This window comes from Shewanella sp. ANA-3 (assembly GCF_000203935.1).
GTDB lineage: Bacteria > Pseudomonadota > Gammaproteobacteria > Enterobacterales > Shewanellaceae > Shewanella.
The window spans coordinates 1,611,629-1,631,142 of sequence record NC_008577.1; the positions used below are offsets into that span (position 1 = coordinate 1,611,629).

General features: G+C 48.0%; 14 protein-coding genes and 1 riboswitch. Of the genes, 3 read left to right on the plus strand and 11 right to left on the minus strand.

What is annotated here, in order from left to right; all coding sequences use genetic code 11:
- Positions 1-64 precede the first annotated feature (64 nt).
- The 9 genes from SHEWANA3_RS07315 to SHEWANA3_RS07355 form a co-directional block, all read right to left on the minus strand.
- On the minus strand, positions 65-313 hold the full coding sequence (locus SHEWANA3_RS07315; RefSeq protein WP_011716464.1) for a hypothetical protein: 249 nt from the start codon (positions 311-313) through the stop codon (positions 65-67).
- Between the two features lie 271 nt (positions 314-584).
- The gene (locus SHEWANA3_RS07320) at positions 585-1,709 is read right to left on the minus strand and encodes a patatin-like phospholipase family protein (protein WP_011716465.1); all 1,125 of its coding nucleotides are present in this window, start codon (positions 1,707-1,709) and stop codon (positions 585-587) included.
- Positions 1,710-1,972: 263 nt separating this feature from the next.
- Positions 1,973-3,685, minus strand: a complete 1,713-nt coding sequence (locus tag SHEWANA3_RS07325; RefSeq protein ID WP_011716466.1) for a proline--tRNA ligase — start codon at positions 3,683-3,685, stop codon at positions 1,973-1,975.
- A gap of 198 nt (positions 3,686-3,883) precedes the next feature.
- A complete protein-coding gene (locus SHEWANA3_RS07330) occupies positions 3,884-4,513 on the minus strand; it encodes an acyltransferase (protein WP_011716467.1) in 630 nt (209 codons plus the stop codon).
- Entirely contained in the window at positions 4,514-5,248 is a 735-nt protein-coding gene (gene tsaA / locus SHEWANA3_RS07335; protein WP_011716468.1) for a tRNA (N6-threonylcarbamoyladenosine(37)-N6)-methyltransferase TrmO, read from the minus strand.
- A 94-nt stretch (positions 5,249-5,342) separates the two neighbouring features.
- The gene (gene rcsF, locus SHEWANA3_RS07340; RefSeq protein WP_011716469.1) at positions 5,343-5,723 is read right to left on the minus strand and encodes an Rcs stress response system protein RcsF; all 381 of its coding nucleotides are present in this window, start codon (positions 5,721-5,723) and stop codon (positions 5,343-5,345) included.
- A 77-nt stretch (positions 5,724-5,800) separates the two neighbouring features.
- Positions 5,801-7,090, minus strand: a complete 1,290-nt coding sequence (locus tag SHEWANA3_RS07345) for an amidohydrolase family protein (protein ID WP_011716470.1) — start codon at positions 7,088-7,090, stop codon at positions 5,801-5,803.
- Positions 7,090-10,164, minus strand: coding sequence for an amidohydrolase family protein (locus SHEWANA3_RS07350; protein WP_011716471.1), 3,075 nt, complete (start codon positions 10,162-10,164; stop codon positions 7,090-7,092). The genes SHEWANA3_RS07345 and SHEWANA3_RS07350 overlap by 1 nt, the downstream gene beginning before the upstream one ends.
- A 199-nt stretch (positions 10,165-10,363) precedes the next feature.
- Positions 10,364-10,756, minus strand: a complete 393-nt coding sequence (locus SHEWANA3_RS07355) for an H-NS family nucleoid-associated regulatory protein (protein ID WP_011716472.1) — start codon at positions 10,754-10,756, stop codon at positions 10,364-10,366.
- Between the two features lie 310 nt (positions 10,757-11,066).
- On the opposite strand from SHEWANA3_RS07355, the gene SHEWANA3_RS07360 reads away from it, so the two are divergent.
- The 3 genes from SHEWANA3_RS07360 to SHEWANA3_RS07370 all read left to right on the plus strand — a co-directional run bounded on the left by SHEWANA3_RS07360 (position 11,067) and on the right by SHEWANA3_RS07370 (position 14,683).
- Positions 11,067-11,816 (plus strand): electron transfer flavoprotein subunit beta/FixA family protein, encoded by a 750-nt coding sequence (locus SHEWANA3_RS07360; protein ID WP_011716473.1) that lies wholly within the window; start codon positions 11,067-11,069, stop codon positions 11,814-11,816.
- Positions 11,817-12,743 (plus strand): FAD-binding protein, encoded by a 927-nt coding sequence (locus tag SHEWANA3_RS07365; protein WP_011716474.1) that lies wholly within the window; start codon positions 11,817-11,819, stop codon positions 12,741-12,743. It abuts the gene before it with no gap.
- A gap of 95 nt (positions 12,744-12,838) precedes the next feature.
- Positions 12,839-13,035, plus strand: a riboswitch (Lysine riboswitch).
- Positions 13,036-13,114: 79 nt separating this feature from the next.
- Positions 13,115-14,683: a Na+/H+ antiporter NhaC family protein gene (locus SHEWANA3_RS07370; protein ID WP_011716475.1), complete on the plus strand. Its 1,569-nt coding sequence runs from the start codon at positions 13,115-13,117 to the stop codon at positions 14,681-14,683.
- Between the two features lie 115 nt (positions 14,684-14,798).
- Here the strand turns inward: SHEWANA3_RS07370 and SHEWANA3_RS07375 are convergent, their stop codons facing one another.
- Together SHEWANA3_RS07375 and SHEWANA3_RS07380 are read right to left on the minus strand one after the other, a co-directional pair.
- Positions 14,799-16,949: a M3 family metallopeptidase gene (locus tag SHEWANA3_RS07375; RefSeq protein ID WP_011716476.1), complete on the minus strand. Its 2,151-nt coding sequence runs from the start codon at positions 16,947-16,949 to the stop codon at positions 14,799-14,801.
- 171 nt (positions 16,950-17,120) lie between these two features.
- A complete protein-coding gene (locus SHEWANA3_RS07380) occupies positions 17,121-19,211 on the minus strand; it encodes a cytochrome c3 family protein (protein ID WP_011716477.1) in 2,091 nt (696 codons plus the stop codon).
- Positions 19,212-19,514 lie beyond the last annotated feature (303 nt).

Here is a 19,514-nt window from a genome sequence, read left to right on the forward strand (position 1 = left end):
TTTAAATACCCTAAAAAAAACAACCGCCAGAAGGCGGTTATTAGCGATATGTACTAACTAATGATTAGTTAGATGACACTGATGTAGAGTTGCTGTTAGATGTTGTGACAGGGTTGCCATCTGAACCATTTGCAGCAACTAACGCTCCTGTTACAACTGCCCCTGCTGCGATACTACCCGCAACAATAGTACCAGTAGCGCCGCCACTCGTAGTACCACCAGTAGTCGTTCCACCAGTCGTTGGGTTAGCATTAGCAGCAACTGAACCTAACATTGAAATAGCAGCAATAAGTGCTAATGAAGTTTTTTTCATCGTGATTCCCTTTTAGAAAAAATTAACCTAATTTTTAGCTAATCTAGTACAGCATGATAGGCGATTCAACTTAAATGATCAATGTTAAATCTGTTTCGCTATTCAAACTTTAGACTGATTTGCTGCCGATTCGCCTTCAAATAATCCTTAATTTAGAATGGGTTTGCCACATTCACGGGATAACTCTTAGGCTACTCCTATTTTATACCACGCAGAAGGTGGTGCTTCAAATCGATTTATTTGGCCGTTTGTAACAAGTCTTAAGCCATCCTCATGTCAGATTAAAAAATGCTTTTATTTCATCCATTTGAGCCATACCGTCTTTATAGCCTAATTCGATCAAGGCGCTGGTGTAGGACTTTTCAAACAAAAGATAGGACACAATACTTGAGTCTGACTGCCTGTCGATACCGATAAAGCCCAGTAAGGTTTTAATCGCCCAAGGCATATCATCATAGAAACGGGCGGCGATTTTACTTAAGTCTTCACTGGGTTTTATCACTAGGGTCTGTATGGGATGTAATGACAGTTGAGTACGGCTCTCTTCGGGAATAAGCGACAGCGTGTGATTAATCCGCTCTAGGCGCTCAAGATCGCTATTTAAGGTATCGGAAAAGATAGTATCCAGCAGATGACCAGCAATGGTCGCTGTCTTCGGGTGATATTCTAGCTCCATAGGAAAATGCTTATGGGGACTGTCTAGGTTGATTACTAATAGCTTATTGGCGCCTAAATGAATTGGGCTTGAGAGCGGCGCGAGTTGGTGGACTGAGCCATCACCATAATAAGCTTGATTGAGTTTAATCGACGGAAACACCATAGGGATCGCCGAGCTTGCCAAAAGATGTTCGGTATTTAACATCCGTCTCTCACCGCTGCGCCTAGCGCGAGTCCAGTTTTCAATATCCCTGGCCGCTTGAAAAAACGTCACCGAGCGCGAGTTGTTATAGCACGAGGTATCGACACTGAGCGCCGTCAATGCACCGTTGCGGATATTGCGATCGATTCTCTTAAAATCGATAAGTTCATTCAGTAAATGCCGTAAAGGCTCGTTATCGAGTAGGCTACCCGCGTCGGTATTCACCTTATCATCTTGCAGGCCCTTGAGCGCCATCTTGGCTAAATGACTTAACACGCCTGGGATGGAGGCGCGATATACCTTTCTCGTTTCAAAATGGCGCCAAACCCACTCTAGTTTTTTGACGCCTAAATGAAAGCAGGAGGCGTGGGTGGCGATGGAGGTGCCATTAATGGCGCCCGCAGAGGTGCCACAAATGATTTTAAAGGGCACGCCATGGTTGCGCGGATAAAGCTGGACCAGTGCTTTTAACACTCCCACTTGATAGGCGGCCCGAGCGCCACCGCCACCGAGAACTAATGCTGTTGATGTTGGCAATCTTATGACTCAACGACTTGTTATTATGATTTTATTAAAGCAATGCCTTATCTAAAAAAGCAAGTCTGAGCTGTTATCTCAATGACATTTCTTTAGTTTGTCTTGAGTGGGCTCGTAGAAGGCAATCTGTTTTTGGGGCGGGAATAAAAAACGCACTTGAGGGAGACTCAAGTGCGTTTGCATTTATATCGCGAGAATCTTATTTAAGCATCTGCTCAAACGGACTGTGTCGGCGCACTAAGTTCGGCGCAGTAAGCCTTCGCTTAAGCTTGCAGATTTTTTAAGAAATCGACGATTTGGTCGAATGGCACATCTTGCTTTTCACCGGTGCGGCGGTTTTTGTATTCAAATACGCCAGCGTCGATATTGCGATCGCCAATCACCACAGTGTGTGGAATACCAATCAGTTCCATATCGGCGAACATGACGCCTGGGCGCTCTTTACGGTCATCCAATAGCACATCGATACCCACAGCACTTAAGTCTTTGTATAACTGCTCGGCGATATCGGTCACGCGGTGTGATTTGTGCATATTCATTGGCAGAATGCCTACACTGAATGGGGCAATGGCTTCTGGCCATACAATGCCGCGATCATCGAAGTTTTGCTCAATGGCTGCCGCCACGATACGGCTCACGCCCACACCGTAACAACCCATCAGCAGCACTTGTGATTTACCGTTCTCATCGAGAACAGTCGCATTCATCGATTTAGAATAGTTAGTACCGAGTTGGAAGATATGACCCACTTCGATACCACGCGCCATCGCGTAAGTACCTAAACCATCAGGTGTTGGCTCGCCTTCAACCACGTTACGGATATCGGCTGCTTGTGCCAGAGGCAGATCGCGCTCCCAGTTGATGCCAAAGTAGTGTTTGTCATCAAGGTTTGCGCCGGCGGCGAAGTCGCTCATTACGCTAACGCTGTGGTCGATGATGACAGGCATATTCAGGCCGACAGGACCTAATGAGCCAGGACCTGCGCCAATGGCATCACGGATCAGGGCTTCTGGGGCAAATTCTAATGGTGATGCCACTAAATCTAGCTTGTCTGCCTTGATTTCGTTCAGCTCGTGGTCGCCACGTACAATCAGCGCTACCAGCGGTGCTTCTTCCGTCGCACCTTTCACAATCAAGGTTTTCACTGTCTTAGTGATATCCAAACCGAATTGCTCAACTAACTCGGCAATGGTTTTCGCATTTGGGGTATCGACTAAACGTAATGCTTCTGTTGCCGCGCCACGCGCTTCGGTTGGCATTGGCGATTCGGCTTTCTCGATGTTAGCGGCATAGTCGCTGCCAGTAGAGTAGGCGATTAAGTCTTCACCGCTTTGCGCCAATACATGGAACTCGTGTGACATGCTGCCACCGATAGAACCTGTGTCCGCTAAAACAGGGCGGAAGGCTAAGCCCATGCGCGACAGAATGTTGCTATAGGCTTGATACATGGCCTCATAGGTTTCATTCATGGTATCCACGTCAAGATGGAAAGAATACGCATCTTTCATCAGGAATTCGCGCGAACGCATCACCCCGAAACGTGGGCGGACTTCGTCACGGAATTTGGTCTGGATTTGGTAAAGATTCAGCGGTAATTGCTTGTAAGAGCTGACTTCTTTACGGATTAAGTCGGTGATCACTTCTTCGTGGGTTGGCCCCAGCACGAAGTCACGGTTATGACGGTCTTTAAAACGCAGTAGTTCAGGACCAAATTTGTCCCAGCGACCCGTTTCTACCCATAAATCAGCCGGTTGCACCATAGGCATTAGGATTTCAATCGCGCCCGCTTTGTTCATTTCTTCACGAACAATGGCTTCGACTTTACGCAATACACGCAGGCCCGTGGGCAGATAGCTGTATAGACCTGAAGCGTTACGGCGGATCATACCCGCACGTAGCATTAACTGATGGCTGATGACTTCTGCATTCGCAGGTGTTTCTTTTTGAGTAGAAAGTAGGTATTTGCTAACGCGCATTACCGATGTCCAAATTTGAGTTGAATGGGCGCCATTTTATCACCTGCTTTGATGATGTCACCTATGGATTTAGGTTAAATTCAACTAGCTGGGAGACAAATAGCATTTTTGATGCTGGATAACCGATAAAGCAAAGATAAGCGCTGCGCCGTTAGGGTGCGACTTCGTCATTGCTCGTATCTAGATTCTCGTCGCTGCTTACTTATTTCGCCGATCGCCAATCACCCGTGCAGGATTACCGGCGACGATAGCCCATGCGGGGACATCTTTGGTGACAATACAGCCCATGCCAATCACCGCATGGTCGCCAATGGTGACACCATCAACTATCCCGGCCTGTGCGCCAATCCAAACATCTTTACCTATCACGACGCCTTTAGAGTGGGAGGCTTGTTGATAAATGGGCGTATCGGGCGCCATGCCATGATTAAAGGCATAGATAGTGACATGATTAGCAATGCGAGTTTGGGAGCCAATTTGAATCCCCACTCGACCGCCATCGAAGGAGCAGCCATGATTGATGGCGACTTCGTTACCAAGGGTAATAGGGCCATGTAAAAAACATTCGGCGGCAATCATGCAATGATTACCTATCTTGATATCGCGATTGGGCTCAGCAAATAATTGTGCCTCGGGGGCGATAAAACAGTTATCACCAATGGTGACGGTTTCGAGGGCGCAAAGGTTGGTTTGAATTTCATCCTGCCAAGGTTTAGCCCAGACTAAGTGTTTTTCTTTGAGTGAAAAATACAGCCAGGGCATCCAAGACAGACGCTTTTTGTGTTGGCTCTGATAATCAGGCAATGCGGTTGTGTTTAGCGTCTGCATTTAGCCACATTTCCCCGGTTTGAGTTCGAGCACTTGAATATATTCCCGATCATCCTCATCAACCGCCATCCGCCAAAAGATATCTAAGTCATACAAAGCCACTTGATATAGCTTGGGATCATCCTTGGCTTTTTTATAGGCAGGGCGAGGGTCTTGTCCGAGTACGCCGCGGATAAGTTCGGCCAAATCAGTATAAGCGTCCTGTTTGCTATAGGCGTTAATCTGCGTTGCCGCGAGCTCGGAAAAAACCACGCTAATCAGCTTAGGCGCTTCTTGAGCGATACCGCCGACGGCACCTTCAATCGAATCTGAGAAGGGAATATAGGGCTTTATATCGATAATCGGCGTGCCATCGACAAGATCCATGCCTGAAATCTCCAGGCATACTTTGCCTTTACGTTGCACCACTCGGTGGAGTTTTACCACGGATTGGCCAATGCCGTTTGGGCGAAAAGTCGAGCGGGTTGCGAATACACCGAGTTTTTCATTACCGCCTAAACGCGGTGGGCGTACGGTGGTTTTCCAGCCTTGGGCGAGATTTTCATGGAAACAAAACAGCAGCCAAAGGTGGGAATATTGCTCGATGCCACGCACGGCGTCGAGATGATTGATATGGCCTTCCAGCTCAACATAACCGCGTGCTTCCACCAAACCAGGTTGCCTTGGAATGCCAAATTTTTGTTTGTAGGGGGTACGGCAGGTGGCCACAGCGGTAATTTGGTTGGTAAATGTCATGCAAAAAATACCTAAAGCAAGGACAACAACCCAAACGCCGATGGTCTAGGTTGCTAAGTACATCAATATTGGCGTGCAGTATACACGCTTTGAACTAGTCGGCAGAGGTCATTTTGATGGCTTGGCCAACGCAGAGGGCGCGGCTGACGCAGCCTTGGGCTGCTTCTTCCATCATTACGCATTGTTTGATGATGATGCCATTGGCGCCTTTATCGGCCGCCGCGCGGCGGGCTTCGGTTCTTGCTTCACTTAAGGAAGCGGGCACTGCATTCACATCGGCTTGGCATGATTCGCCCTGTACCAAACCTTTTAATTCGTAATGACCTTTAGGCAAACTATCGCCCTCAAACAGCGTGACATCGCCCGCCTTGAAGTAGTCATTAATCGCCTCGCCGTCCAAATTGCTGTTAAAACTGTAATCGCTGGCACAGGCGCTAAGCATTAGCACTAATGCACTTGAGAGGATGATTTTCATGGTTTGACCTGAGAGTAAGGGTAAATAAGCGCAGTCCAACGGACTGCGCGTTATCGAGCGATTTATCTGAGCAAATTCTAGCGCTTAAGATACTTTTGATAAAGCTGCTGGTGGCGATTATTCAGATCTATTTGCCGTCCTTCAATCCAGATCGCATTAATTTTGTTGCTTATAGGGTCGAGGATATCCCCGTCACTCAGCACAACACTGCCCTGATAACCGATGGCTATGGCGCCTAAATCGGTGATCCCCAGCAGTTTTGCTGCATCTAAGGTCACCGATTTTAATGCTTGCTCGGGCGTGACGCCGTAAGCGGCACTGTAGCCCGCGGCATAGGGAAGGTTACGACTGTTCCAATCCGATGAAAATCCAAGGGCATAGGGAATGCCTGCACTTGCCAGTAACGAAGGGATTTTAAAGGGTAAATCCACAGGTTCATCTTTTCGTTTGGGCAGACTCAGGGTGTGCGGGTAAATCACACTGGCGTTAACTTCCCTCAAGCTTGAAGCTAATCGCCACGCATCATAGCCTCCGACAATCACCAATTTAAATTGATATTTTTTAGTCAGGGCAATGACTTGCTCAATTTGGCTGACGCTGTCCGCATGGGCAAATAGCGTGGCCTTGCCTTGGTATAGGGGCAACATGGCCTGCCAACGTAAATTGGTTGTCTTGGCCGAATCCTTTGCTTTATGACTTAAAAAGTAGCGATAGCCATCCTCAAAGGCTGTGGTCAGTTTATCTATGGCCTGCTGATTTTTCTCTATGGCCTTGGCTTTTTCCTTTTCATCTTCAGGCATGCGCTTGATTTGTGGCCAGTAAACATGGAATTGGCCTTCGCTTGGTTGCAGGGCGTCCTCAATCGTCCAAGCATCGAGGTCGACGATCACAGATTGGCCGGCTAATCCATCCCCACTGGGGACGATTTGGGCGTGGGTGATGCCATTGTAACGAATGGTCGGCAATAACTCTGAATCTGGGTTGTAAGCCGTCGCCGCGCTAATTTGCGGATTAAAATCACCGACTTCTGCATTATCGACGGTTGGGCGCACCATCTCGATTTCGACTAAACCGAGACTGGTATCGAGTGCGATAAGGCCGGGGTATAAGTGTTTACCCGTGGCATCGATGACCTGCGCTTGGCTATCAGCGCCATTGACGCTTAGCTGTGGCCCGATGGCGCTAATTTTACCTTGCTCAATCAACACATCGGTATTGGTTAATGTCCCTTGGCTGACGGTATGCACTGTGGCATTTTTAATCAACACGCTCTGGGTTTGCTTGGCCGCAGGGACGAGATTATGTGCCTGGGCTGACAGCGCGACAGCCAGTGTCGACAGCAGCAAGCTAGTGGGTAAGTGCTTCATTATTTTGCTCCCTGATGATGTTGGCCCCAAGCTTGATAATGGGTATCGCAGTGCCATTGTGGCTCGTTAAGCGGTGTGACTTTCTCACCCGCCTTGGCGTTATCATCACTACTGAGAATTTTTTGGATAAGGGCGGCGCGCTCTGCGACGACCTGCTGCTGGGCAAGTTGGTCTTGGTCGCGATCGAAATAGCGTTTGCCTTCGACCCAAGCCTGCGTCACTTTGGCGTAAATTGACAGCGGCTCGGCGTTCCAAAGCACGATATCGGCCATTTTGCCTGGGGTGAGTGAGCCAACGTACTCATCGACCCTGAGTTGTTTCGCCGGGTTGATGGTCACCATATTCCAGGCATCTTCTTTAGACATATCGCAATACATCATTGACTTCGCCGCTTCTTGGTTGAGTCTGCGCTGCATTTCGTAGTCGTCAGAGTTGATGCTGGTGAGCACGCCCTGTTTCTGCATCAGGCAGGCGTTTTGTGGAATCGCATCATAGACTTCGAACTTATAGGCCCACCAATCGGCAAAGGTCGAGGCGCCTGCGCCATGGGCGGCCAGTTCACTGGCAACCTTGTAACCTTCGAGTACGTGGGTAAAGGTTTGCACCTTAAAGTGATAGGCTTCGGCTAATCGCAAGAACATCAATATTTCTGACTGCACATAGGAGTGGATATGCACATCACGCTGCTGCTTTAACACTTCGGCGACCGCCTGTAGGCGATAGCTTGGACGTGGTGCAATGGTTTTCTTCTTCTCGCTGCTGCGTAAGTCATCATAGTCCTTCAGCCCTTTCTCATAGGCGATTGCGGCATCGAAGGTTTCTTCAAATAAGGCTTTTACGCCCATGCGCGTCTGTGGGAAACGCTGAACAAACTTCTCGCCCCAGTTACTCTGTTTGACGTTTTCGCCAAGGGCGAATTTGATACTGGCAGGGGCATTGGCAAATTTAAGCTGCTCGGCACTTTCACCCCATTTCATCTTGATTAACTGGGATTGACCACCAATAGGGTTAGCGCTGCCATGGAGTAATTGTGCGCTGGTGACGCCGCCTGCGAGTGCGCGATAGATGGAGATATCTTCGGGATTGATCACATCGCCAATCCGCACTTCAGAAGTGACCGCGTCAGTGCCTTCGTTGGTACCACCATTGATCGCAATATGGGAATGCTCATCGACGATACCCGCAGTTAAGTGTTTACCCGTTGCATCGAGAACTTGATAACCCGAAGGTGTGCTGAGTTGCTGACCGATTTTTTCAATTCGGCCATTGGCCATTAACAGATCCGCATGTTCTAAAATGCCCTGTTTATCTGAGGTCCACAGGGTGGCATTTTTAATATGGAGTTTCTCGGCTTTGGGTGCCTCGCTCAAACCATAGGCAACGTTAGGGTAGGTGAGTTGACTCACTAAGGTTGGTGCAGCATCGGTTTTAGGCGTGCCTTCTTGTTCCGTCTTTGGACTCGAAGCGATAGCAATACCCGCCACATTAATGCTGCGACTTTGGGCGTCCACCATACGGCCTTGAATACCATCTTTAGCGAGCCAGAGGGTAAAACGGCTGATGCCATGTATGCCCGCATCGCTTAAATCGGCGTTAAAGCTCACGCGGCCGTCGTTTTCAAGCTTAAGATTGGTGAGTGCAATGCTCTTCTCGCCACTGCTCAACTGACCTTGGAAGGTGGTTTTGCCTGCTTTGCCCGTTTTTTCAAGGCTCAAATCTAAGGTGAGATTATTCAACGTAAGCTGATAGTCACCCAAGAGTTTAGCCTGTGGGAGTGAGCGAATGGACTGCTCTTCGCCCTGCAGCCAGACGCTATAAATCTGGCCATCCTTAAAGATATTGCCCTTGGTAATCACAAAGTCGGCCATATAGCCGGGGGCAAGTTTACCGGCGAAGTCAGCCGTCCCCGCCATCTCGGCGGCTTGAGTCGTGAGCGCGGCGAGGGCATTGTCCTCACTTAATCCCTGCGCGATGGCTTGACGTAGGCGAGGCCAAAACGCCTCGGTCTTAATGCCAAATTGGGTAAAGGCAAAGGGGATGCCCGCATTGGCCACTGCTGCTGGGTTTGTGGGCGCGCGTTCCCATTGTCTGAGTTCTGCAAGGGAGACTTCACGGTCGGCATCATCGGTGCCCACATCCGGTGCCTGCGGATAGTTGAGCGGTAGGATCAGGGGATAATTCAGGGCCTTTAATTCATTGATGCGCGCATATTCTTGACCACTTGCGAGTAGGTTGGCGGGTTGCTGGTGTTCTTTGAGCAGGTTAGCGGCGCGCAGTAAATCGTTGAGGTTTTTTGTTTCAAAGACGATTTGTTTCTCGGCTAAGTTATCTAAGCGTTCGAAGGCGATATTAAATTCAATTTGAGCATTTGCTGAACTATTAACCGATTTGTGCTTATTTTGGTTATACCAGTTAGCATCGGCAAAGGTTTGTCGGATAAGTGCAATACTGCCCATCAGAGAATTGGGGTAGTCTTGTTCAGATGTGCCTTTATCGAAGGCCATAAAAGGTTGACTGCGCGCGCGATAAATCACCTCGTTGGCGGTTTTATCGGCTAATGAAAGGCTCACACCCGTACCGCGGAAAATACCGTCGAGTTTACTGCTTTGTACGCTGGTAAAGCCGTTATTGATCCAATCACGTGCGCGTTCTTTATTTGGGTAAACGTAATTAAACCATTCTTTTTCAGCGTGAATTGCGCCATTTTCCGCATTACCGCCGATACGCTTAATATCATATACCGGTCGAGTCAGCCCCAATTTTGGATATTCAAACTCGATACCATAATCGGTAAAGGGATCGATAAAACCGGGATAGATAGTATAACCACTGAGATCAACTTTTAATGCCGCTGCTGGGATATCCCCTTTTTCAATAATGGCTTTGATCCGATTGTTTTCAACTAATAATGTGGCATTTGTGAGTCGCTTCCCTGGCGCCATGATTAATTCAGCATTGGTGAAGGCCGTTAACTTATTGACGGGGGAGATGGGATTGGCCTCGGCAAAAATGTTGTGGGATACAAAACTACTTATAATGCCGCAGCTTATTATTATCTTATTGTTTATCTGCATTTTTTATTCACTTAGACGGAGGGGGAATAAAGAGTAACCTAAAGCAGATGTAAATACTAAAGCTGAATTGTAACGCAATTTAAGCATTTGCTTGAATGCAATGGTGGTGGCATTCAGGCATAAAAAAGCTCGCAGGGCGCGAGCTTTTTTATGTTACTCAGTGGTAATAGCAAACGGCTATTACCAGCACGGTATTGGATTAGATTAAGAAATCATCCATAGAACGGCCTTTATTGACTTCGTTCTTAAATACCGTTGGCATACGACCTTGACCAGTCCACTGGATCACTTCGCCGTTTACTTCGATTTGGTATTTTGCTGGACGTGGAGCGCGTTTTTTACCTGCAGCTTTAACTGCAACGCCACCTAAGTCGTCGATTGATAAACCAACTGCTTCCATTTGTTGGCGGATTTCTTCGATTTTAGCATTACGTGCAGCAATAGCTTGCTGCTCTTCTGCTGCCATTGACTCACGCTCAACTAAAATTTTATCTAGCTTAGCCGCTAAATCTCGCAGTTCTTCAATGCTGAGATCTTTTACTGCAGCTTTAAAACGACGACCGTGAGTTAATATCTCTAAAAATTCGCTCATATCTATTTTCGTCCCACTCTATTTTTATTACAGGATAATGGTGAACAACAGCTAAATGATAGAAAGTAATATAGCTCGAATCAAATAAAATTATGCAATAAACAGAAATTAAATATTATTTAATTTTTGAACTTTTTAAATATGGCAGATAAGTGTTCAAAAATGTGGCCAATACCACAGTCTTAAAAAATGCAAACAGGCGTTTGAGTTTGGTTGACGTTAACGTTAACAGGACGTAAAGTGGCTCTATCCTGCATTGGTGATGACCAATGTTTTGTCCATGTACATGAAATTGTAGGAAGGAAACCCTATGAAAGTATTGGTGCCTGTTAAGCGCGTAGTTGATGCCAATGTGAAGGTCAGGGTAAAAGCTGACAACACCAGCGTTGATACCGCAAACCTCAAAATGGCGTTGAACCCTTTTTGTGAAATTGCAGTAGAAGAAGCGGTTCGTTTAAAAGAAGCGGGCAGTGCTACTGAAGTAGTGGTCGTCAGTATCGGCAATAAAGCCGTTCAAGAACAATTGCGTACCGCGTTAGCACTAGGTGCTGACCGTGCGATTCACATTGATACTGAAGAAGAGTTAACCCCAGTATCGATTGCCAAATTACTCAAAGCCGTACAAGAAAAAGAACAAGCGCAATTAGTGCTGTTTGGTAAGCAATCTATCGATGGCGATAATAACCAAACTGGCCAAATGTTTGCGGCATTAACGGATATGCCACAAGCCACTTTTGCTTCTGAAATCAAAGTCGAAGGTCATTCAGTGCAAGTGGCTCGCGAGATAGATGGCGGGATGCAAACCTTAAGTCTGCCGCTGCCAGCTGTGGTGACTGCCGATTTACGTTTGAACGAACCTCGTTACGCTTCATTGCCTAACATCATGAAAGCTAAACGTAAGCCATTAGATGTGCTCACTGTTGCGGATTTAGGTGTGACGCTAAAAGCCCATCAAACTGTGGTGAAGGTGACGCCACCTGCCGAACGTAAGGCGGGCATCATGGTTGCGTCGGTAGCTGAGCTGGTTGAAAAGTTAAAGAATGAAGCGAAGGTGATCTAAATGGCCATTTTAGTATTAGCAGAACACGATAATGCGGCACTGAAACTGGATACCGCAAAGGTTGTCACCGCTGCGTGTGCCATTGGTGATGATGTGCATGTATTGGTGGTAGGTCACCAATGTGGCGCCGTGGCACAAGCCGCGCAAGCCTTACAAGGTGTCGCTCAAGTATTAGTCGCCGATAACAGTGCCTATGAAGCGCATTTAGCCGAAAACGTAGCTAAATTGTTGGTGGACTTAGCACCAAACTACAGCCATATCTTGGCTGCAGCATCGAGCGCTGGCAAAGATACGCTACCACGTGTGGCGGCCTTGTTAGACGTTGCGCAAATTTCTGAAGTGATTGGCGTGGTGAGCAGTGATACTTTTGTTCGCCCGATTTACGCGGGTAACGCTTTAGCGACAGTACAAAGCCATGACGCGATTAAAGTGATGACAGTCCGTGCCAGTGCCTTCGATGCAGCGGCGCAGGGCAACAGTGCCGCCGTGACCACCTTAGATAAAGTATTTGAAGCCAAAACCCAGTTTGTATCTCAATCATTGACCGTTTCAGCACGTCCAGAGTTAGGTAATGCGGGCATTATCGTTTCTGGTGGCCGTGGTATGGGCAGCGGTGAAAACTTCGGTATGTTAGAGCAATTGGCGGACAAACTCGGTGCCGCGGTTGGGGCTTCTCGCGCCGCGGTTGACGCAGGTTTTGTGCCTAACGATCTGCAAGTGGGTCAAACCGGTAAGATTGTGGCGCCAAATCTCTACATCGCCGTGGGGATTTCGGGTGCGATTCAGCATTTAGCAGGGATGAAAGACGCTAAGGTGATTGTGGCAATCAACAAAGATCCTGAAGCGCCAATCTTCCAAGTGGCCGATTATGGCCTCGAAGCCGACCTGTTCGACGCCGTTCCAGAGTTGATTTCAACTCTAGGTTGATTTTATCCGTGATCTAAGTCAAAGTAAGCGGCTTTGCGGTGGCAACTGCTTAGCCGCTTATGTTTTTATCTGCCTCACGCCCGTGCATGGGCGTTCTTAGAAGTAGAGGCGCACCAAATATCAGTAGTGATCAGTAGGGTGATTCCGTTGATCGTTCACGAAAGGATTTGGTGCCGAAGTGGTTTGATTTATCACGATCAACTGCTGGGGTTGTGCCGAATAGGTACAACACTGCCATAGTATTTTCTGATACGGATATTAGGAATAGTTACTATGGAGCGCTACTGATAGGACAGGTGATCTTGGGTATCTATTGCCTTTTCCCACCAGTTCAGTCGCCCTCCATTCGTATTTTGACGAAGAAATAATCAATGACTGTAGTAAGTTACGCCGATTCGGCACTTTCTTTGCTGCCGCCTGTGGTCGCAATTGTGTTGGCGATTTTCACTCGCCGCGTTCTCCTTTCCCTCGGTTTAGGTATTGTGATTGGGGTGTTATTACTCAATCAATTTTCACCTGTGGCCAGCGGTGAGTTTTTATTTAACAGTGTAAAAGGACTTTTTTGGTCAGAAGATGGCGTAAATTCTTGGAATTTATACATTCTCGGCTTTTTAATTGTATTAGGGATGATCACGGCATTAATTACCGTCAGTGGGAGTGCCAGGGCATTTGCCGATTGGGCGCGCCTGCATATTCGCAATAAACGCGATGCCAAATTACTGACCATGTTTTTAGGTTGTGTTGTCTTTATTGACGATTATTTCAATAGCTTAGTCGTGGGCTCTGTCGCCAGACCCGTCACTGACCGTTATTATATTTCCCGCGCTAAGTTAGCCTATTTATTAGATTCAACGGCGGCGCCAGTTTGCGTTATTTCGCCGGTATCCAGTTGGGGCGCTTATATTATCGCGCTGATCGGCGGCATATTAACCGCCCACGGTTTTGCTGATTCTGGTCATTTGAGTGTGTTTATTCAAATGATCCCTATGAATTTCTACGCTATTTTCTCTTTATTATTATTACTTTGTGTTGCATTTATGGGCTTGGATATTGGCCCTATGCGTGAGCATGAATTAAATGCACAGCGCGGTAATTTATATGACGAGAATAAAGGATTACCGCCTGGGGCGAATGCCGATTTACCCGAAGCCGAAACGGGTAAAATCCTCGGTTTATTCTTACCTATTACTGTGCTGGTATTTGCGACCCTGTATTTTATGGTCGACAGTGGTGCCCAGGTATTAACGAAAGAAGGCATTGAATTTAATATTATTTCTGCTTTTGAAAAAACCGATGTGAGTTCATCACTGTTCTTTGGTGCACTGATTGGTTTAGCGGTTGCGCTGGTGCTTAACCTAGTGCAAGGCGTCGAAAAGTCGATGGTCGTCAAAGGCGTGGTGCAGGGCGCTCGCTCTATGCTGCCTGCGATTTATATCCTGTTATTTGCTTGGACCATCGCGGGCGTGATTGGCCAGCTTGAGACCGGTAAGTTTATGGCAAGCCTCGCCACAGGAAACATTCCCTTTGCCTTCTTACCTGCGTTGATGTTTGTGTTAGCGGGTCTGACGGCGTTTTCTACCGGCACCAGTTGGGGCACGTTCGGTATTATGTTGCCGATTGCCGCCGATATGGCGATGGGTAGCCACACTGCCATGATGTTACCTATGCTGGCTTCTGTCTTGGCGGGCGCAGTATTTGGTGACCACTGCTCACCGATTTCGGATACCACGATTCTGTCGTCAACCGGCGCGAGCTGTCACCATATCGACCACGTTGTCACTCAGCTGCCTTACGCTGTGATTGTGGCACTGATCAGCATGGTGGGCTACGTAGTGCTTGGCTTTACTGAGTCGGTGAATGCGGGACTGCTGACCTGTGGCGTGCTGTTTGTCTTAAGCATTGTGTGGTTACGATTCAAATCACAAAGCAACGCGAAATAAGCCTAATTTAAGCGAGCTGTTTATTCGCGTGTCTTCTCTGTGAATTTACCCAGCGCTAAAAACAAATCAGCCAGCAATTACGCTGGCTGATTTTTTATTGTTCACTCATCCCTAATTACAGGGCGGTGTTGAGTCCACGGCGGTTCAATAACCCTTCGGTGGTAGGCTCTTGACCACGGAAGTTCTTATAGGCTTCCATTGGCGCAATGCTGTTGCCCACTTCGCGAATTGTCTTGCGGTATTTCATACCGATTTCACGGTTTAATCCACCTTGGGTTTGCACATAGGCAAAGGCGTCAGCCGCTAAAATTTCACTCCACATATACGCGTAGTAACTTGCTGAGTAACCACCTGGGAAGGCGTGGGCAAAGTAAGTTGACTTATAACGTGGTGGCACGGCGGTGATATTTAAGCCGTGTTTTTTCAGCGCATTGGCTTCAAATGTCGCCACATCTTGCAGTGGGGCATCTGGGCTTAATGAGTGCCATTCCATGTCGACGAGCGCCGCAGCCATATACTCTAAGGTATCGAAGCCTTGGTTAAAGCTGCCGGATTTGAGCAGTTTTTGCAGCAAATCATCGGGAATTGGCTTACCTGTTTCGTAGTGTTTGGCGTAGTTGGCTAACACTTTAGGGTGGGCTGCCCAGTCTTCTTCGAAGGTTGATGGGAATTCCACAAAGTCACGGGAGACAGAAGTACCCGCCAAGCTTGGGTAAGTCACCTTAGAGAACATACCGTGGGTACCATGGCCCATTTCGTGGAACATAGTGGTCACTTCGTTGTAGCTGACGAAGGTCGGTTGTCCCTCTGGCGCCTTTTTAATGTTCATCACGTTGACCACGACAGGCTTAGTGCCTTCGAGGAAGGATTGACCCGCGAACGAGCTCATCCATGCGCCGCCGCGTTTGCCTTCACGGGCAAAGTAGTCGGCGTAGAAAATCGCCATGCTTGAACCATCGGCATCAAACATTTCGTAGGCTTTCACATCCGGGTGGTACACGGGTAAATCTGGGCGCGGCTTTAAGGTGACGCCATAGAGTTCTTTGAGGGTGTAGAACACACCGTCTTCGAGTACGCGGTTAAATTCGAAATAAGGGCGAATGCTATTGGCATCGAGGGCGTATTTCTCTTGGCGAACCTTCTCAGCGTAGAATTCCCAGTCCCATGGCGCGAGTTCAAACTTGCCGCCAGTCTTGTCGATCATCGCTTGGATATCGGCAGCTTCTTTTTCGGTATTAGCGACGACGGCAGGCACCATTGAACCAAACATGCTGTATACCGCTTCAGGCGTTTTTGCCATTTGTGGCGCGAGGCGGTAGCTGGCCCAGTTTTCATAACCTAATAGAGCGGCACGCTCGGCACGTAATTGCGCAAGGCGAGACACTAAAGATGCGGTTTCGTTTTCACCCGTTAAGCCACGGTTTGCCGAGGCTTCCCAAATGCGTTGGCGCAGTTCACGGTTCTCTAAAGAGGCGAGAACAGGCTGGCGAGTGGTGTTGGTGATGTTGATTAAGTACTTACCTTCGTGGCCTGCGGCCTTGGCATCGTTTGCTGCCGAGGTGATTTCGCTGTCAGTCAGGCCCGCCAGTTGCTCTTTGTTATCGACAACGATGGCGATTTCTTTGGTTAAGCGCAGTAAACGTTGTGAGAACTCGTTGGTCAGCGTCGATTGTTCTTCGTTCAGGGCACGGATCTTCACTTTCTGCTCATCGGTCAGTTTAGCACCGGCCATGATAAAGCGTTGGTGATACACCTCAACCAAACGTACCGCTTCAGACGTTAAGCCTAAGTTATTGCGGTCGTTATAAATAGTTTCAATACGGGCGAATAGTGCTGGATTGAGGTTGATGTTATCTGAGTGCGCTGCCATTTTCGGGGCCATCTCACCTTGGATTTTACGCAGGGCAGGATTGCTGTTTGAACCCGCGAGGTTGTAAAACACGCTCGATGCACGGGTCAGCAGGGCACCGCTTTTTTCCATGGCGACAATCGTGTTGTCGAAGGTTGGGGCGGCAGGATTGTTGGCAATGGCCAAAATCTCTTGATAATGCTCTTTAATGCCTTGCTCTAATGCGGGCTGAAAATGCTCGTCTTTAATGACACTAAAATCAGGCGCTTGGTATTGCAGCGTGCTGGCTTGGAACAGAGGATTTTGGGTTTGAACTGCGGTCACATTCGTCGCTTTAGTATCTTGAGTGCTGCAGCCTGCGAGTGCGCCTGTCATCAAAGTGGCGCCAATGGCGATGGCAATAAAACTTTTACGCATAGTTGAGTGATTTCCTTAGAATTGTAGTTTTTTGTGACTCTAGCGTTACTAACTTAAATAGGACTGAAAACCTATGGGGTGAAGTTGTAAGTAAAAGTAAACAAAAAAAGCGCCCTACAACCGTAGGGCGCTTGAACTATTTTCTTGCAGGGAAAATAGCGGGACGACTAGTTATTTACGGGTAAAGTTATGGTACTTGTCGATACCAGAGCTGCTACCTGTGTTGTGGCACACGGCACAAGATTCACCCGTAGGTTGCTTGAACCAATCGCCAGTGGCTGGCACGCTGATCTCGCCACCGTTGCTCACCATGTGGGCTTTAACTGCATCGCCAGTATGGCAGGCATAACAGTTAGCGGTAACAGGGCTGGTCATCTTGCTGCCGGGTTCAAGAATGTATTGATTTGGCACTTTGTTTAAATCAATAGCGGTTTCGTGACAGGCAACACAGCTAGTGACTGGGTTGATAGCGCCTGCGCCGTTCGCTGTCTTGGCTTGGGTGCCGTCGGCCTTCATCTCACCAACATTTGCACCATTACCCCAGTGCCAGCTGTGGATCATAGGACCAAAACCTGCACCCAGTGTGGCCGAAGTCCGAGCCATGCCGTTATCGTGGCAGGCAATACAGCCGTTACCGCCTTGGTCGAATGCACCGTTTTTGTGGAAAGCGGTGGCATCGTTGTGGCAAGTCGTACAGCTGTTATCGCTGATCACAGTGCGACGTTCAAAACCAGATACTTTCTCAGCACTTACTGGATTAACTACATCTGAGTAGGCGGTGAAAGAAACACCCATTGAACCGTCATAGCCCTTGGCTCTGAGGTTACCATTGCTTTGATAGCGTTGATTACCGTCGTATTCCATCCAGCCTGCGGTGCTGAAGGTGACCCGTGCAGAGTAAGCATAGTTAGCATTCACTGCGCTGATATCCGTCAGTAGGTGACAGATATTCTTAGTACCATCGGTGTTGTAACCATAGTAATAGTTTGTACGGTTACCTGGGCGGCCTACTAAGGTGTTGTTGTCATAAGCATGCAGATAGGCACCAGCGTAGACAATCGGCTTCTTGGCATCAAATACCAGAGGATCTGAGTAGTTGAAGTTATCTTTAATGCTAAAGATGTTGCCGTCAGTGTCTTTCACTGTGATGGTGGTACACCAACCGGGTTCCGCTTTCGCTACGCTTGAGCCATCGGGCGCATAGTGGTCGGTTAAGGTGGAAATATCATCTACTTTAACGGGGGTTGAGAGTGTTACTTGGTACTTAGCACGGATAGCTTGACGCTCGGTAATGCCTTCTTTGCCTTCATGCATTGGGCGCACATCGGCACCGTTACTTGGCACAATCGCACCTGGTACGCCGCCAGTGTTGTGGCAGTCGATACAACCAGGGCCTGAAACGCTGATATTGGTTGGCGCTTCAACGTGGCAAGAAGTACAGTTCATCACGCTGAAATCTTTAGTGAATTTCTGGTGATTAATGTGGCCAATTTTAGACAGTGTATTGGTGGCGTAACCGCCGATAGAGAAGCCTTCGGCATTTTTCGCGCCGCGGCTCACCGAGCCGTGACAGACCAAACAGCCTTCAACGAAAGTGACTTCGCTGTCCATACCTGTAGCGACATAGCTAGCATGGCGACGTGGGCTAGTGGCGTAATCGACGTGACAAGCATAGCAACTGTCGGTGGTGGTTGAATGCGTGCCTTCAGGCTTATTCACAACCATTGGCGCAGAGCGCGCAATACCGCTTTCGCTGTTACCGCCGACTCTGAGCCAGACGATGCCTTCAGTACTGGCGTTGACACCTTTCATTGGAGCTTTAAAGCTGTAATGACCATCGCCTAGCGACTTGATTTCAGCGCCTTCAGTGGCTTGAGTTGCAGCGCCGCCGATATGCACGTTGTCGGTGACATTGTTAATGTCGGCTTCGTCGCGGTTATTGATAAAGCCTTTGTCGGTTAAGGCGGCGACTTTAGCTTCTGCATTTAACAGGCCATTGACTAAGTTGCCGTTTTCGTCGGTGACTTCAAATTCATAGGTGATACTGCCTTCGCCAAAGCTGTAGCCCAGTACTTTAACATTGGTCACCGCTGAACTTGTAACTGGTGGTGGCGTCCATGGGTCTCCAGGCTTACCGGGTTGACCTGGATCGCCGGGTTGGCCTGGTGCGCCGTCTTTACCATCACTGCCACAGCCTGCTAGAGCGCCAGTTAGGGCGATTGCGACTAGGTATGCCAGTTTTTTAGATGTGAATATTCTCATCATAATCTCCATTTAATCCAATACGCATTTAAAGGCACGGATTGCAGCACTAAAGTTTGCAGGGGAGATTAGTGCTTTGAGCCGCTGATTTAATTTGCAAGCGTTCGAATAACTTTTTTTGTTTTTGTGAGTACATTTGTCTCGAGCAAATATTACGGATAATGGAATGTTTGTTTTTTGAACCAAACCGCATTTTAGCCTATATCTTTGGAGGTAGATCTCAATTTTAAATATTTGTTAATGTGTCATTTCTTATATAAAACAATATTTAAGGTTAAATTAAGCTTATTGTAACAATTGGGC